12 protein-coding genes and 1 pseudogene are annotated in these 16,748 nt (G+C 42.6%); 8 read left to right on the plus strand and 5 right to left on the minus strand.

Annotated features, from left to right (window positions below; all coding sequences use genetic code 11):
• Position 1 precedes the first annotated feature (1 nt).
• Both KPL72_RS15130 and KPL72_RS15135 read left to right on the plus strand, forming a co-directional pair.
• Entirely contained in the window at positions 2 to 841 is an 840-nt protein-coding gene (locus tag KPL72_RS15130; protein WP_219703486.1) for an SDR family oxidoreductase, read from the plus strand.
• Positions 838 to 1,476: a tetratricopeptide repeat protein gene (locus tag KPL72_RS15135; RefSeq protein WP_219703487.1), complete on the plus strand. Its 639-nt coding sequence runs from the start codon at positions 838 to 840 to the stop codon at positions 1,474 to 1,476. The genes KPL72_RS15130 and KPL72_RS15135 overlap by 4 nt, the downstream gene beginning before the upstream one ends.
• Positions 1,477 to 1,576: 100 nt before the next feature.
• Here KPL72_RS15135 and KPL72_RS15140 read toward each other — a convergent pair whose 3' ends face one another.
• Positions 1,577 to 2,725, minus strand: coding sequence for a N(5)-(carboxyethyl)ornithine synthase (locus KPL72_RS15140; RefSeq protein WP_219703489.1), 1,149 nt, complete (start codon positions 2,723 to 2,725; stop codon positions 1,577 to 1,579).
• 299 nt (positions 2,726 to 3,024) lie between these two features.
• Between KPL72_RS15140 and KPL72_RS15145 the strand changes: the two genes are divergently transcribed.
• On the plus strand, positions 3,025 to 4,167 hold the full coding sequence (locus KPL72_RS15145) for a DNA alkylation repair protein (RefSeq protein ID WP_219703492.1): 1,143 nt from the start codon (positions 3,025 to 3,027) through the stop codon (positions 4,165 to 4,167).
• On the opposite strand, the gene KPL72_RS15150 is transcribed toward KPL72_RS15145, so the two are convergent.
• From KPL72_RS15150 to KPL72_RS15160, 3 genes are all read right to left on the minus strand, one after another.
• Positions 4,164 to 5,522, minus strand: a complete 1,359-nt coding sequence (locus KPL72_RS15150; RefSeq protein ID WP_219703494.1) for a GGDEF domain-containing protein — start codon at positions 5,520 to 5,522, stop codon at positions 4,164 to 4,166. The two genes, KPL72_RS15145 and KPL72_RS15150, sit on opposite strands and share 4 nt — an antisense overlap.
• A 37-nt stretch (positions 5,523 to 5,559) precedes the next feature.
• Positions 5,560 to 6,918 carry a GGDEF domain-containing protein gene (locus KPL72_RS15155; protein WP_219703496.1) on the minus strand — a complete coding sequence of 453 codons (1,359 nt, stop codon included), beginning with the start codon at positions 6,916 to 6,918 and terminating at the stop codon, positions 5,560 to 5,562.
• Positions 6,919 to 7,075: 157 nt separating this feature from the next.
• Entirely contained in the window at positions 7,076 to 8,269 is a 1,194-nt protein-coding gene (locus tag KPL72_RS15160) for a sugar transporter (RefSeq protein ID WP_219703498.1), read from the minus strand.
• A gap of 281 nt (positions 8,270 to 8,550) precedes the next feature.
• Between KPL72_RS15160 and KPL72_RS15165 the strand changes: the two genes are divergently transcribed.
• The 3 genes from KPL72_RS15165 to KPL72_RS15175 all read left to right on the plus strand — a co-directional run bounded on the left by KPL72_RS15165 (position 8,551) and on the right by KPL72_RS15175 (position 12,747).
• Positions 8,551 to 10,164 (plus strand): methyl-accepting chemotaxis protein, encoded by a 1,614-nt coding sequence (locus tag KPL72_RS15165; RefSeq protein ID WP_219703499.1) that lies wholly within the window; start codon positions 8,551 to 8,553, stop codon positions 10,162 to 10,164.
• 200 nt (positions 10,165 to 10,364) lie between these two features.
• On the plus strand, positions 10,365 to 11,588 hold the full coding sequence (locus KPL72_RS15170; RefSeq protein WP_219703501.1) for a sensor domain-containing diguanylate cyclase: 1,224 nt from the start codon (positions 10,365 to 10,367) through the stop codon (positions 11,586 to 11,588).
• Between the two features lie 112 nt (positions 11,589 to 11,700).
• Complete coding sequence (locus KPL72_RS15175; RefSeq protein WP_219703503.1) at positions 11,701 to 12,747, plus strand: Fe(3+) ABC transporter substrate-binding protein; 1,047 nt, start codon at positions 11,701 to 11,703, stop codon at positions 12,745 to 12,747.
• Positions 12,748 to 12,788: 41 nt separating this feature from the next.
• On the opposite strand, the gene ilvY is transcribed toward KPL72_RS15175, so the two are convergent.
• Complete coding sequence (ilvY, locus tag KPL72_RS15180) at positions 12,789 to 13,682, minus strand: HTH-type transcriptional activator IlvY (protein ID WP_219703505.1); 894 nt, start codon at positions 13,680 to 13,682, stop codon at positions 12,789 to 12,791.
• Positions 13,683 to 13,903: 221 nt separating this feature from the next.
• Here ilvY and ilvC point away from each other — a divergent pair, with 221 nt between their 5' ends.
• Together ilvC and KPL72_RS15190 are read left to right on the plus strand one after the other, a co-directional pair.
• Positions 13,904 to 15,376 (plus strand): ketol-acid reductoisomerase, encoded by a 1,473-nt coding sequence (ilvC, locus tag KPL72_RS15185; protein WP_219703507.1) that lies wholly within the window; start codon positions 13,904 to 13,906, stop codon positions 15,374 to 15,376.
• Positions 15,377 to 15,515: 139 nt separating this feature from the next.
• A pseudogene (locus KPL72_RS15190) lies at positions 15,516 to 16,679 on the plus strand (ATP-binding cassette domain-containing protein); the annotation flags it as partial.
• Positions 16,680 to 16,748 lie beyond the last annotated feature (69 nt).

The raw sequence follows: 16,748 nt of genomic DNA on the forward strand, positions 1-16,748 counted from the left end.
CATGATGCAATGGCAACAACAAACCTGTTTATTAACTGGCGCGACGGGTGGCATAGGCCAAGCCATCGCGAAAGCCTTAGCTAACAAAGGCGTAAGCTTGATTCTGCAAGGTCGAAGTGAATCGCGTCTGCAAGAGCTTAGCAACTCTTTGAGTGGCGAACACAAGATACTCGTCGCAGACATCAGCACACTGCAGGGCCGTGAAAAAACCTGCCTCGTAGCTGAATTGAATGCCATCAGTATGCTGATTAATAACGCAGGTGTTGGGCAGTTCTCCTTGTTGGAAGACACAGAAGAAACCGTCATTGTAGACACCTTAGAAACCAATTTATTAGCACCGATTCTACTCACTCAAGAATTGCTACCTTTATTACAAAAAGCCGGTTTACAGCAACCAGCACCGTCCTACTTGGTCAATGTAGGATCGACCTTTGGCAGCATAGGTTTCGCCGGACAATCGATTTATTGTGCTAGCAAATTTGGCCTACGCGGTTTTACCGAAGCCTTGTACCGTGAATTAGCAGATACCAATGTTCATGTTAGTTACTTTGCACCACGAGCAACCGCTACCAGCATTAACAGCGATCAAGCCATGGCGATGAACAAAGCCTTGGGCAATAACGTAGATTCACCAGAAAGCGTTGCCAATGCGCTAATTCAGCAACTTGAAACAGGTCACGCCAGACAGTTTGTCGGTTTTCCTGAAAAGCTCTTTGTCAAAATCAACGGTGCTTTCCCACACATTGTGGACAAGGCGTTGTTTAAAAAACTTCCTATTATTAAACGTTTTCTACGTCGTGAAAAAGACGTCGAACAAACCGCACAAGAGGCATTATCATGAAATCATTTATCACTGCTAGCCTACTCACTCTAGGATTAGTTTCCTCTACTTGGGCCGCTGACACCTCTAGCTTGTTAGAGATTCAACAGCGTTGGGCACAAATTAATTACCAAATAGAAGGCGACGACGCCAAAGAAGCGGCCTTTAACGATCTTGCGATCAAGGCGCAAGAATTAGTTAATGCTGATCCTAAAAACCCAGATGATCTAATTTGGCTTGGTATTATTCAATCGAGCACAGCGGGTGCAAAAGGCGGATTGGGTGCGTTATCTTTAGCAAAAGCGGCGAAGAAGTCCTTCGAAGACGCAATTACCATTAACCCTAGCGCGTTATCTGGTTCCGCTATGACAAGTTTAGGCGTGCTTTATCATAAAGTACCAGGCTGGCCGATTGGCTTTGGTAGCGACAAAAAAGCCAAAGAACTGCTAGTGCAATCATACAAAATGAACCCAACCAGCATCGACTCTAACTACTTCCTTGCTGAGTTTTTATACGACGACGGTGACTATGAAGGCGCGAAACAACACCTAGACATCGCAAAAAAAGCAGCGCCTAGACCAAACCGTCCGATTGCTGATATGGGCCGTCACAAAGAAGTGGACGCCTTGATGGAAAAGGTAAATCAGAAGCTATAACAGATATTCTTACCAACCAATAAATTGACAGTAAAACCATCACAGCCAATATTCAATCTCTCACTGGAATATTGGCTGTTTTGTTTTTGTCTTGCCCCACTTATGCCGTTAGCGCGGCATAAGGCGGCGTGGTTTCCCGATGTTGGAACGACAGAATCAGCGGATTCTTAATAACGCCTTCATCTATGTTTATCGCACGGCGAATGGTTTCGTTTTGCAACCAATGCTCGCGACCTTCCAAAACGTTTTCTAAGTAGACAATCAAGGCCGCAGAAATAGAGCGAGTGGCGCTTTCCCATAAATAGCTTGGCGTGTGATCGACGGCATAATAGTCGATAGTGTTGTACTGAAACATTGGCTCTTGGAAGCTGGTCGGCTTGGCAAAGAAAAATCCCATACCTTCATCACAGCTAACATCGATGATCAAACAATTCGGCTTCAACGACGCCGCTTCGGATTCGATAATAAAGTTGGTTGGGTGATCCGTTTCTTGAAAAGTGCCATTCACGATAATATCCGTTTCACTGATCAATTCCGTCAAAGGACGAATCGTACCATCGTGTTCAACCACCACCATGCGAGCTTCGTCTTGTTGACCTTCGCGCACTTTCACATAATGGCAATCAAGTACTTCTTCTCTCACTTCATGATCGGGGCGCTGAATACAAATGGTAATATCACGAAATCCGTGGGCTTTAAGGGCGTAAATCGCGCCGCGACTCACCGCGCCGAAACTAAAAATAATGACCTTACGTTGATTACCATAATGTCCGTCGATGCCTTTTAACTGCAAGGCATGAATCACCGCGCAGTAACCAGCCATCTCGTTATTTTTATAAAATGTATGGCGGCCAACTTGTCCCGTTGGCGACCAAACAAACATGTCTTCAAAAGCAATCAAGGTGAGTTTTCGATCCAGCGCGGCTTGGGTAATCTCACGCTGCTGAACACAATGAACGTAACCCCACAAAATACCACCTTCACGTAACTCTTCTAAATCAGCCAAGACAGGTTTAGCAATAATCACTGCACCAATGTCGACAAGAATTTCGTGCCGCGTAGCAATACCGCCCGTTTGTGCCGCGATCTCGTCATCTGAAATATTAAACGCTGCGCCGTAACCTTCTTCAAAAATTAAGCGATGGCGAAGGTACTCTGGAATACGTCCTAAATGCTCCGGATGGATGGGATAACGTCGCTCATCTGTTTTTCTAGACGTACCGATCACGCCAAAAGTTAGTTGACTCATACTGTTTCCTTTAAAAAATAAAACCTGTTTGAGTTCATAAACGCGCGATCAAAACGCCGACAAACTGATGTTTAAAATGATAGTGAAATGCTTACGTCACCTATTGATGGATAAAAGATATGAAGTGGTCTGAAAGAAATTCTTAGCGGTAAACGCTAGTCGGTCATGACGGGCATGGATCAATGCAGAGACAAGCCACTATAGCATTAATATGAGGGAAATCGGTTTTATACTGACAACAACTGACAGAGGCTAGCGATAAGGTTACTCTTTCAGCCATCACTCAGGAAGATAGGCATATGACAGAACCTTTTAAAAACCTCTTCAATATCAGCGTTATCGGCAATATGGCGGAGCACTTTCAACGCCATTGGCAAGACTTCGATCAACAAGGGTTTATTGATGCCGCTTCTTATCAGCTTGAAACACTGGAACTAAAAGCTCGCTCACAACAAATCACTGCTGCTATGAGCCGTTATTTACCTGACAATTTCGAACAAGCAGGACATATCCTACTTGCTTCTTTAGCTCCAGAATCAAAAGAAGCAGCGCCTGAGCTTCAGCAAGAAGTATCAATTGGAAGTAACGGAATTTCAGGCTGGGCTGTTATGCCCATTGGGGATTATGTGGGGCTTCACGGTCTTGCACATCATGATCTTTCCATGAGCTTGCTGAACGCCATGACACGGCGCTTTACATCTGAGTTTAGCATTCGCTTTTTCTTATTGGCTTCTCCTGAAGAAACACTCAACGCTCTCAAAAGCTGGCTTAAAGACGATAACAAACATGTGCGACGTTTGATTTCCGAAGGCACTCGACCACGCTTACCTTGGGCGATGCAGTTACCGAGTTTTATTCAGGATCCTGCACCGGTGATTGAATTGCTTGAAGCTCTAAAAGACGATCAAGAAGAATACGTACGCCGCTCCGTAGCAAATAACCTCAATGATATTGCCAAAGATCACCCCGATCTTGTGGCAGATATCGCAGAAAAATGGATGCAAGACGCAGATGCAAATCGCCAAAAGCTGATTCGCCATGCTTGTCGTACCTTGTTAAAACAAGGCAACCGTAAGGCTCTTGACGTATTTGGTTATGCCCAGTCAAAGTTAGACAATATTAAGCTAGAAATACATGATGAACAGGTAAGGTTGAATAATCATCTAGAGTTTTCATTGTTGTTTGAATCCACCAGCAAGGAAGATCAAACCTTAATGATTGACTATGTAATTCATCATCAGAAGAAAAACGGCAAAACAACACCCAAGGTGTTTAAGTGGAAAAAAGCGACGTTGGCCGCTGGTAAGCAAGTCTCTATGAGCAAGAAACACCCTTTCAAAACCATCACTACACGAGTCTACTACGCTGGGTTACATGAAGTAGAGATTCTCGTAAACGGTCAATCCATTGCCAAAAGTGGCTTTTTTTTATCAACCAACTAGCCGGCTATAACACAATTACGTCCAGCGCCTTTGGCTTCATAAAGCAAAACATCGGCACGTTTGACAATACGAACTTGATCATCAAAATCTTGATAATCAGTCACGCCCAAACTAATGCTGAATGGCGGCATGCCGCTTTCATCCAGAGCTGCAACTTTCTTGCGTAACTGCTCTGCAAGTATTTTGGCGTCTTCAAGATTGGTATCTCTTAGTAATATGGCAAATTCTTCACCACCAATTCTGAATAGTATGTCAGTTTCACGCAGGCGTTTTCGTAATGTGTTAACCAACAATTTGAGTACATTATCGCCTACATCATGACCGTGGGAGTCGTTAATTTTTTTGAAATAATCAACATCTAACAAGATCAAGCTGAAATGATGACCGCGGTTAGCGAGCGCGATTTCATCTTTAATTTGTTCATCCCATTTATGGCGATTAAATACACCTGTCAGTTTATCCCTGGTCGCCAATTCTAGAAGTTGGGTTTCAACTTCATCGCGGTTATCTTGCTCCAACGAGAAGCGCGCCATCAAAATTTTTAAATCTCGTCCCAACTCGTCCAGTTCATCAGAGCCTTTATTACGCAAAGCATTACGGCTTTCATCAGGAGAAATGGAACGATGTAGAGAGTCTATTTGGCCTCGCAGCGAACCCACTTTCCGACGAAAAGACAAAATTGTATGGAGCGTTAAATAACCACCAATAGCAAAGGCTGAAAAGCCTAATATGGCGTTTACTATCATAAAATCACGTTCTTGCTTTTCTACCGTGGAGGCAACTTTTGTTGTAAGTTGTTCAATATTTACTAGTAATATATCAGCTTGATCAGCTAATTCACTGTCTTGCTGCTCCAGTAAAGGCCAAGCAGTTGAAAAGCCTTGTTGATCTTGTGCTAGAAACTCGTCCACAAGGCGATCAAAATTCATTCGATGTTGATGCAGCAGGTTGATCTGTTGAATCAATGCCTTATGATCCATCAATTTGATTCTCACGCTGCCAAACCCAAGCCCTGTTCGAAGTATTTCCATAGACTTATCAAGCTGGGCCGCAAGTTGTGAGCTAAATTCATCAAAGCCTTTTATGCTTTTCTCTTGCATCGACTTATTAGCAAAGAAGGCATCTCCCTGCTGACGAATACCTTCCATTAATAAGTGTTGTTTAAGCTGCAACATGTCCATGTCAGCCATAACTTCAAAAAGCGGCACATCAATTTTTGCCACTTCATGCATTTCTTTATAGATCTTCTGTGTTTGATACGCAGAATAAAGAATCACCACGAAAAGAAACGACAAAAGAACAAATGAAAGACTACTGATTTTTCTGGTCATAGAGACATTCAACCAATTAAACATAAAGATTCTTGATAGGTATTAGATAAATAGCTAAAGGCTAGCCTGCCATAACGCAATTGCGTCCTGCATCTTTAGCTTCATAAAGTAAAACATCTGCACGTTTTACGATGCTACTCTGATCATCGACGTCTTGATAATCAGTTACTCCCAAACTAATGGTGAATGATGGAATACCGTTTTCATTCAAAGTTTCGACTCTTTTACGTAACTGCTCTGCAAGCACTCTAGCATCGTCAAGATTGGTATCTCTAAGTAATATGGCAAACTCTTCACCACCGATTCTGAATAGTATGTCAGTTTCACGCAGACGTTTTCTCAGGGTACTAACCAGCAGTTTGAGCACATTATCCCCCACGTCATGGCCGCGAGAATCGTTAATTTTTTTGAAATGATCAACATCCAATAAGATCAAGCTAAAGTGATGTCCGCGATTGGCTAACGCGATTTCATCCTTAATCTGTTCATCCCATTTATGTCGATTAAACACTCCCGTCAGTTTATCTTTTGTCGCAAGCTCCATTAGTTGGGTTTCGACTTCATCGCGGTTATCTTGTTCCAACGAGAAGCGCGCCACCAGAATTTTTAAATCCTTTTCTAACTGATCCAATTCATCCGTGCCTTTGCTTCGCAATGTATTGCTGCTCTCATCAGAAGAAATAGAACGATGTAGCGATTCTATCTGGCCACGCAAGGAACCTACTTTCCGACGAAAAGACAAAATCGTAAATAGGGTTAAGTAACCACCAATGGCAAAGGCTGAAAAACCTAATATGGCGTTTACGATCATAAAGTCACGCTCTTGCTTTTCTACTGTCGCAGCGACTTTAGTTGTGAGTTGTTCAATATTTATAAGTAACTTTTCGGATTGCGCATCCAGTAAACCACTCTGCTTTTCTAGCCTCTCCCAAGAATCTAAATCATGCTTTTCTCTTTTACCTAAAAAGCGTGAAAATGAATTTTCAAAACCGATTCTATGACTGTGCAGGGCATTAATTTGTTGGATCAAAGATTGGTGGTCGGCCACGTTGATGCGAATAGTGCCGAATTTCATACCTGAGTGAAGTATGTTAATACTTTTATCAAGCTGTAAGGATAGTTGCAGACTAAACTCTTCAAAGCCTTTGACGCTTTTTTTCTGTAATACCTCATCAGCAAAGAAAGCATCCCCTTGCAGGCGAATACTCTCCATCAATAAATGCTGCTTAAGCTGTAGTATTTCGATATCCGCGATGACTTCGGTGAGAGGAATATCAATCTCAGCAACTTCTTGCATTTCTTTGTAGATTTTTTGTGTTTGATACGTCGAATAAAGAATCACCACAAAAAGGAACGACAAAAGAATAAATGAAAGACTACTGACTTTCCGTGTCATAGAGACATTAAACCAATTAAACATAGAAGGATCTTATTAAGTCACACTAAAGACATACAAAATTCAGGCGTAATATCAGCTACCTGTTTCATGCACCTTAACACATATGAACTTAATATCTTTATCAAGATAGGATAACGAACCATATTCATCATCCTAAATAATAAACAAAAAAGAACATTTACTCTGCGGATTTTTTAATCCGTTTTAATAGCGTCAAAATCACTGCTAAAGCACAAAAACCTAGTAAAGCACCAGTAAAACCAACACTACCTAAGCCGACAAGTTGTATGACCTGACCACCAATTAAAGCCCCAGCACCAATCCCCAAATTTATAATGCCTGAATACAAAGACATAATAATATCAGCGGCTGTATCGTCTACTTTCAGCACTCGTATCTGCATGCTCAAACCAATAATCATCAGCGACGCACCCCATAAAAGAATACTAGTAATCAGCATGGACACAGTGGGGGCTACAAAATACAAAACACTCATGCATAAGGATGCAATAATGACGCTTGAAATCAACATCAGGGCATTCGCTCTTTCACCAAAATAGCTAAACAGCAAACTACCAAAAATCCCAGCCATACCAAATAACAATAGTACTAATGTGGTGAAGTGCCCACTGGCTGCGCCAATTTCTTTTAAGAAAGGCTCTATGTAGCTGTAAGCCGTGTAATGAGCTGAGAAAATTACGAAGATAAACAAATACATACCTAACAATACTTTATTACGAAGTACTTCTGGTACCTTGCTAAGAGACCCCGAAAACAAGCTAGGCAAACTAGGCAATAAACGGTACATGGCTAACATGATGATTAATGCCACAATCGCGATAAAAGCAAACGTCGTACGCCAGCCAAACAACTGACCGATGATACGACCGACAGGTACACCAAGCACCATAGCTAAACCGGTTCCTGTTGCCAGCACACTCAATGCAAAAGTATGTTTTCCTTGCGGCGCAACACGAATGGCAATAGACGCCGTAATCGACCAGAACACTGCATGGGCAAAGGCAATGCCGATTCGGCTGATCAATAGGACAGTGAAATCCCACGCCACCACAGACAAGATATGACTCGCGATAAACAAAGCAAATAGACCTAGCAGTAATGTTTTACGCTCTAACTTACGCGTCAATAACATCATTGGCAGCGACATAAGCGCCACAATCCAAGCATAAACAGTCAACATCCAACCGACATGAGCTGGTGAAACCGAAAAGCCTTGCGCGATGTCCGTCAATAATCCGACCGGAACAAACTCCGTGGTGTTAAAAATAAAGGCGCTAAAGCCCAGCACAAAAACGCGCAAGTATTGAACACGACGAGAAGCCGTATCCTCAGAAGAGGGGATTGATATCATGATGACCTGCAGGAATGTGAGCGATAAGAAAGACCGCTATTGTCCACTTTTTTGAGCGTAACGGAATAGCGAAATATGAATGTTTATTGACAGTTATCTTATTACTGACTCTGATCCATTCAGAAAACCTAAACATGCCCGCTCCCATACTAAATAATCTTTCTTTCATAAGAATTGCTTTGATTTTTCATGAAAAATGCCATACAAACTACGCACTAAAACGATGCAAAAAATCGCACTAATATAACGCAAAATAATCACTAAACGTTGAAGGAACCGACATGAACAACCTATCCGTCAAGGCAAAATTTATTACCCTCATTTTATCCATCATCATTATATTTTTGATGGCACTGAGTTTAATAAAAGCAAAAAGTACAGAATTAGCAAATCGCTTTGACCGATTCTATGAAGAAAACCATAACGTCTCACTTAATTTGGAACGAGTGAAAGAAGCACAAGTCAATATAGTGCTCAATGTGCGAGGTTTGCAGATTGCCTATCTACTATCACTCGATAAGCAAATCCCCGATTACTTACAAGCCATTTCAGAGAGTTACAACACCACACCGTCTCTAATTAATGAGCTTAATAAAGGCCTTTCAAAGCAGTCTGACGAATCGAGAAAGCTTATAACGCTCATCAACGACTTCCAAAGCAAGACCAAAACCTTCGTAAGCGCAATGGAAAACTCAACGGACAACAAAGCACCCTTTCCAGTATTCTCTGCCTTCATCGGTTCATACAATGACTTAATGAAATACTTCGCTGCTCTCACCGACAAAACAAACAGAGAAGTGATAGAGGCAAAACAACAAACAGAAAGTCTTATTGCAGAAATTGAAATTGGTTTCTGGCTCTCTATTTTAATCGCGATTGTTATCTCCATCACACTCAGCTATTTGATATCGAATAACATAGTCCGAGGTATTTTGGCGGTTCGTAACGCAGCACAAAATATGGCACAAGGTCATCTCAACAAACCCGTTAAAGTATCAGGAACTGATGAAATTGCCGAACTTGGCAATGCCATCAATAAGTCTGCTGAAAACCTACGTTCAGTCATTGCGGGCGTACTTAGTTCGGTAGAGAAGGTTAATGAAAACAGCCAAGAGGTATTAAAAGTAAACCAAGAAGTCGGCGAATACTCTGTCCATATTATGGACAACACCACACAAGTAGTTGTGGCACTTGATCAAATGTCAGCGAATAACCGTACTATTGCTGACAATACTCAACAATCAGCAGATGCTGCCAGCGACATTCGCACTGTCGCGCAAAATAGTTTAACCACAGCAAATGGCACCCTAGACGCAATAAATCAGCTGGTTAACTCCTTAAAAGAAACAGGAACTGTTGTTACTCAACTACGCCAAGAAACAACCAATATAGAAACCATCTTAGATGTTATTCGTAGTATCGCAGAGCAAACCAATCTACTGGCTCTTAACGCCGCAATAGAGGCCGCTCGTGCAGGGGAACAAGGCCGAGGATTCGCCGTTGTTGCCGACGAAGTTCGAACGCTAGCACAGCGCTCACAAGACAGCGTAAATGAGATTGAAACACTTTTGGCTCAACTTAGTACGGCCAGTGGCCAAGCGGTCAACCGTATGGAAGTCAGCTTAAAATTAGTGGAATCATCAAAAGACCAAGTCGAAAAAACTAACGAGTTAACCAGTAATATTTTAATTGGCATTGAGCGAGTGTCAGAGCAAGCCCAACACATTGCTCAATCAATAGAAGAGCAAACCGAGGTGTCCGAAGACATCACCAAGAAAATGCACTCTGTGCAAAGCTTAACAAAACAAAGTGCAGAAATGGCAAAACACTCGGGGCTTAACATGGCTCAAAGCAGTGTCGACGTGCAGCAGCAATTAAGCTTTTTTAAACTTTAATCTTGATAATAGAAAGCCTTCTTGCGCCGATTTATTAATCAAATAATTGAGCGTGAGAGGCTGTTTTATTTACCCTGTTCCCAGCATGAAAAAACAACATGGAACACACATAGCTTATTAAAATTCCTACACTTTTTTACACAACTACCTTTCCAGCTGTGAGACGATATTGACTAATAAACAAACGATCATGGATACTAATGATTCCTTCTATTTTATATTTTTCTCCATTGTTAGCATCATGGAAAACGCAATTAGATACACAGCTATCAACTTATGGAAAAACTATCGAATGGCGAGCTGTACAAGATATTGATCAGTCTCCGGCGCTATCAACAATATTACTTGCAGAAAACGATATAGCAGTATCAGATTGGCCTCTTCTAGCATCTAGAAAAGCTATTATCATTGTCGACGAATGGAGCTTAGAAAGCAGCATAAAATGGATACAAAGAGGCGCTGAAAATTGCTTTGCTCGTGATGACGAACACCTTACAGCATGGCTAATATCTGAACTGTCAAAATTTGCTTTGAATCGCTTCCATCGAACGGAAGATGACATCTTACAAGTCATTATAGATGCTATTCCAGCACCTATTTTTTTCAAAGATCACCTACACATCTATCGAGGGTGTAACACTGCATTTTGCCAGTTTATAGGACATTCTCGAGAAGAGGTGATTGGGCATTCAGTCTACGATATCGCCCCCAAACACCTTGCAGACAAATATTATGAAGCCGATTGCCAATTATTAGCCCAAGGCGGTACTCAACGCTATGAGGCAGAAGTACTACTTTGCGATGGCTCTCTTCATGAGATCGAATTCAATAAAGCGGTCTTCACCGGATCAAAGCAACAACCCCTTGGTCAAGTAGGCGTCATGCTAGACGTTACTGAACGCAACCAACTTATTCGTCAGTTAGATAAAGCTACTCGCACAGACCCCTTAACAGGCACGTCAAATCGTAGAGAATTTAATCTCATCATTCATGATGAATTCAGCAAACGAAAACATTCAGAGAAAAAACTCAGCTTAATGACCCTAGACGTGGATTTTTTCAAAAAAATTAACGACAAATTTGGCCATAGCGGAGGCGATCAAGCACTGCAATTAATCACCAACTGGTTACAAAGCCAATTACGCTCCTCAGATACTTTGTTTCGTGTTGGTGGCGAAGAGTTTTATATTTTAATGCGAGATACTGATATACAGAACGCATTCAAAATTGCCGAGCAACTATGCAAAGACATGGCGACCCATACCTTCTTAATCAATCAACAATCCGTTCACATCACACTGTCTGCAGGTGTTATTGAATTAGATCCTATAGCAGATCTAGAAGACACCCTCGACATGGTAGATAAAGCATTATATGAAGCAAAATCAAACGGTCGAAACTGCGTGTGTCCGGTATACCTGTAAATAACAAACACTTTAAAGAAATAGTAAACTGGAACGATTTTCATTATTTTCTGTCTATAATAAAAGTTATTCATGAACCAAATGAATTTTATCTCATAGAAAGGTACTCGAAATGAAACGTTCAACAATAAAAACGTCACTCTTCACCTTAGCTGGTGCTACTTCAATACTCGCTTTTAGTAGCACATCTGTTCACGCCAGTGGCGAGGTCAATGTCTACTCCGCTCGCAGCGAAGCACTCATCGCACCTCTGCTCGATCTTTATTCAAAAGCGAATAACGTCAAGGTCAACCTAATTACAGGCAGCGCTGACGCTTTATTGAGTCGCCTACAATCAGAAGGTGACGCCAGCCCAGCGGATGTATTTATCACTGTAGATGCAGGACGTTTATATCGAGCAAAAGAAGCTGGTGTACTTCAGCCGTTTGAAACTAGCAACCTAAACGATGTTATACCTGAGCATCTAAAAGATCGCGATGGATACTGGTATGGTTTGTCTCAACGTGCTCGCGTTATATTTTATAATCCTGAAACCGTGTCTGCTGCTGACTTGTCAACCTACGAAGATCTAGCCGATCCAAAATGGAAAGGAAAAATTTGCATTCGCTCTTCTAGCAATCTATACAACCAATCCATGGTTGCTTCCATGATTGATGCAGACGGAGAAGAGCAAACCCTAGAATGGATTAAAGGCTTGGTTGCTAACTTTGCTCGTCCACCAGCGGGCGGCGACACGGATCAGCTAAAAGCCGCAGCAGCAGGCGTTTGTGACATCGCTGTAGCAAATACCTATTACTTTGGTCGTTTAGGTTTGAGTAACAAGCCTGATGAGCGCGCTGTCTTTGACAAGCTAAAATTGTTCTGGCCAAACCAAGCCAACAACCAACGCGGCGCGCATATAAATGTCAGCGGTATCGGCATTACGAAATCTTCTAAAAACACAGACAACGCCAAACAATTAGTCGACTTCCTAACTAACAAGCAAAGCCAACAATGGTACGCCAACGTGAACAACGAATACGCGGTTATTGAAGGCGTCGCACCGCCAGAAAGCTTAGCGACTTTTGGTGAGTTCAAAGCCGACCAAGTGTCTTTGAGTGTGCTAGGTGAAAACAACCGTCAAGCGGTTAAATTAATGGACCAAGGTGGCTGGAAGTAAATTAAGCTTTCCACCTCACACAGCAAAAAAGAGAAGAGGCGCTACGGCGCCTCTTCTTCCATCAAATTCCAAAAGGCTTCAACCAGTGGGTTCTTCAAGCTTTTTTTCAATGTAAACAAACCAATATCATATGGTTCCAACTCAGGTTGCACGTCTAGCACCTTTATACGGTCCACCAACGGGCTGTTATCCAAGACGATTTTTGGCACTACACCAATTCCAAAACCCAAACTCACCATACTCACAATCGCCTCGTTACCTGTGACTTGGGCATAAATACGTGGTGCAATGTCATGCTGACGAAACCATTCATCAATACGCGTTCGAGACACTCCGCTTTCAGAAAGAATCATTGGGATATTTGCCCACTCTTCAGGCGAGGTTGGCGTATTGGTCGGAACATTCGGCACTTGCTGCTCAAGGGGCGCAATAAACAACAATGGCGAGATGGCGATAGGTTTAAAGGCTAATCCACGAGGCAAGTTAGTTGGACGTGCAGCAAGACTAATGTCTTCTTTACCATCAAGAACATGGGCAATAGCATGTTCTGGATCACCCGTGCGTAGTTTGATTTCAATCCCAGGATAGGCAATACGAAAACGACGCAATAACTCATACAAGAAACTGTAACTCGCCGTGACCGATCCATAAAGACTGATTTCACCACTAAGCTGATCAGAATTATCCGTTAGTTCATGGCGAATCAAGTTCCATTGCTGGCTGGTATCACGGGCATATTTAAGAAATTTTTGCCCTTCTTGTGTTAGCGCCACAGTACGGTTATCACGATTGAACAGAGCGACGCCAAGCTCTTCTTCCAAATGTCGAATATTACGCGACATGGCAGAAATACTAATATGACATTCATCACTGGCACGGCCAAAATTCAGCGTTTCAGCCAAGGCGAGAAATTGCTTGAGTGTCTTTATGTTCATGATAAGACCTTAGTTACCGAGTGTTCGAATAGGATAAATCATGTTTGCAAAAAATGGGACACTATATTGCGAATATATCAATTTACGAAAAGGTTTCATTAAGATAGATTAGCTTTACTCGCAGGACGCTAGGCAAAATATGACTTAGCAACTGTGTAATCCATTTTTAATATCGGCGTGCTTTCATCGCAGATACATTAATTTAATAAGGTATGTTTAACATGGCTAACTACTTCAATACTTTGCCGCTACGCGAGCAACTAGCTCAATTAGCAAAATGTCGCTTCATGGACAGCTCTGAATTTGCAGATGGCGTAGAAGCGCTTAAAGGCAAAAAAATGGTTGTTATCGGTTGTGGTGCACAAGGTCTTAACCAAGGCTTGAACCTACGTGATTCTGGTCTAGACGTTTCTTACGCTTTGCGTCCTGAAGCCATTGCACAAAAACGTCAATCTTGGAAAAACGCGACTGAAAACGGTTTTGTTGTTGGCACTTACGAAGATTTGATACCAACGGCTGATGTTGTTTTGAACCTTACTCCTGACAAGCAACACACGCCTGTTGTTAAAGCAGTTATGCCTCTTATGAAAGAAGGCGCTTGCCTATCTTACTCTCACGGTTTCAATATCGTAGAAGAAGGCATGCAAATCCGCGAAGATCTAACAGTAATTATGGTTGCTCCTAAGTGCCCAGGTTCTGAAGTTCGCGCTGAATACGTTCGTGGTTTCGGTGTTCCTACTTTGATCGCTGTTCACGAAGACAACGATCCTAAAGGTGAAGGTCTTGCGCTAGCAAAAGCTTACGCAGTTGGTACTGGCGGTCACAAAGCAGGCGTATTGATGTCTTCTTTCATCGCAGAAGTAAAATCTGACCTTATGGGCGAGCAAACTATCCTTTGTGGTATGTTGCAAACAGGTTCAATCCTTTGCTTCGACAAAATGGTTGAAGAAGGCATCGACGCAGGCTACGCATCTCGCTTGATCCAATTCGGTTGGGAAACCATCACTGAAGCATTGAAATACGGCGGCGTGACCAACATGCTAGATCGTCTTTCTAACCCAGCTAAGATCAAAGCATTCGATCTTTCTGAAGAGCTAAAAGTGATCATGCGTCCTTTGTACAACAAGCACCAAGACGACATCATCAGCGGTCACTTCTCTCAAACTATGATGGAAGATTGGGCGAACGATGACAAAAATCTTCTTCAATGGCGTGCAGACACAGCAGAAACTAACTTCGAGAAAACACCTGCTGGCGATGTAGAAATTTCTGAACAAGAATTCTTCGACAACGGTATCTTGATGGTTGCAATGGTTAAAGCTGGCGTTGAGCTTGCTTTCGAAACTATGACTGCAGCTGGCATCATTGCTGAATCGGCTTACTACGAGTCTCTACACGAAACTCCACTAATCGCGAACACAATCGCTCGTAAGAAATTGTACGAAATGAACGCGACAATCTCTGACACAGCAGAATACGGTTGCTACCTATACAACCACGCATGTGTTCCACTATTGGCTGACTTCATGAAAGACATCAAAACCGACGTTATCGGTAAAGGTCTTTCTGTAGAAGACAACGGCGTAGACAATGCTCGCTTGATCGAAGTTAATACAGCGCTTCGTTCACACCCAGTAGAAGCAGTTGGCGCGGTATTGCGTGGTCACATGGCGGATATGAAAAAAATCGTTTAATACGATTAGACTAATGCGCGCTCGCTCATAACAGCGTACTTTAAATTCAAAAAGCCGAGATTATTCCTGTTTAATAAGAGGAAAAATAATCTCGGCTTTTTTGTCTCTTCTTGTTCTCAATAAAACATTAGGAAATACCATGGACAGCATCCGCTTAGACAACATCCTCCTCAACAAAGTAACAGTGAACTTTGATGATCGCTTTACCCTAAGCGAGATCGACTGGACCATAGAGCCCAACCAGCATTGGGTCATCACTGGTACCAACGGTTCTGGAAAATCAGCTTTAGCAGCAGTGCTTGCAGGTGTTGGCGATATTGAAAACGGCACAGTAACTGGTCTTCCAAAAAATGTGGGATTGGTGTCTTTTGAAGCCCAAGCCGAACTGATTGCCAAAGAGCTGAAAAAAGACGACGCAGATATCATGGACGTCATTTCTCTTGGCACGCCCGTGCGGGAAATGATCTTCGATCAATGCGCCGATCCAAACCTAGCAGCAAAGTTAGTGGAAAAGTTTGGTATTTATCCACTGCTGGATCGCGCCTTTCGTAAACTTTCCACAGGCGAAACCCGCAAAGTCATGCTGATTCGCGCTTTGTCTAGCAAACCCGATTTATTAATACTCGACGAACCGTTCGACGGTTTAGACGTCGACACTCTAGCCATGTTACAAACTCATCTTGCTTCCATCATAGACACCACGCCTATGATCTTAGTGCTCAACCGATTTGATGAAATGCCGACCTTCATCACTCATGTCGCCTATGTAGACAAAGGTAAACTGACGCTCACAATCGACAAAAAAGACGAAAGTGCCTTTAACGAGCTATATCAGTTACTGCATTTGAAAACCACAGACCTACAAGTACCTGAAGCTGATCCAGCCAACACCTTGCCAGTACTCGACCCAAGTCAGCCATTGGTCAGACTCAAGCAAGCCACGATTAAATACGGCGATACGATCATTGTTGATAAGCTGGACTGGACCATTGAACGCGGCCAACATTGGCAACTCAGCGGCCCCAACGGCAGTGGCAAAACCTGTGTATTGTCCTTAATCACAGGCGATCATCCACAATGCTACACCAACGATATTTTCGTCTTTGGATTTCAGCGTGGCAACGGCGAAAGCATTTGGCAGATCAAACAATTTATCGGCTACGTTTCGACATCGTTGCAATGGGAATATCGCGTCAGCACCAGCTGTAAAAACGTCATTATTTCCGGCTTCTACGACAGCATCGGCATGTACAGCAAATCCACCGATAACCAAAAGAAAATCGCCGACCAATGGCTTGCAATGGGAATATCGCGTCAGCACCAGCTGTAAAAACGTCATTATTTCCGGCTTCTACGACAGCATCGGCATGTA

Source organism: Marinomonas lutimaris (assembly GCF_019426345.1).
Lineage (GTDB): Bacteria > Pseudomonadota > Gammaproteobacteria > Pseudomonadales > Marinomonadaceae > Marinomonas > Marinomonas lutimaris.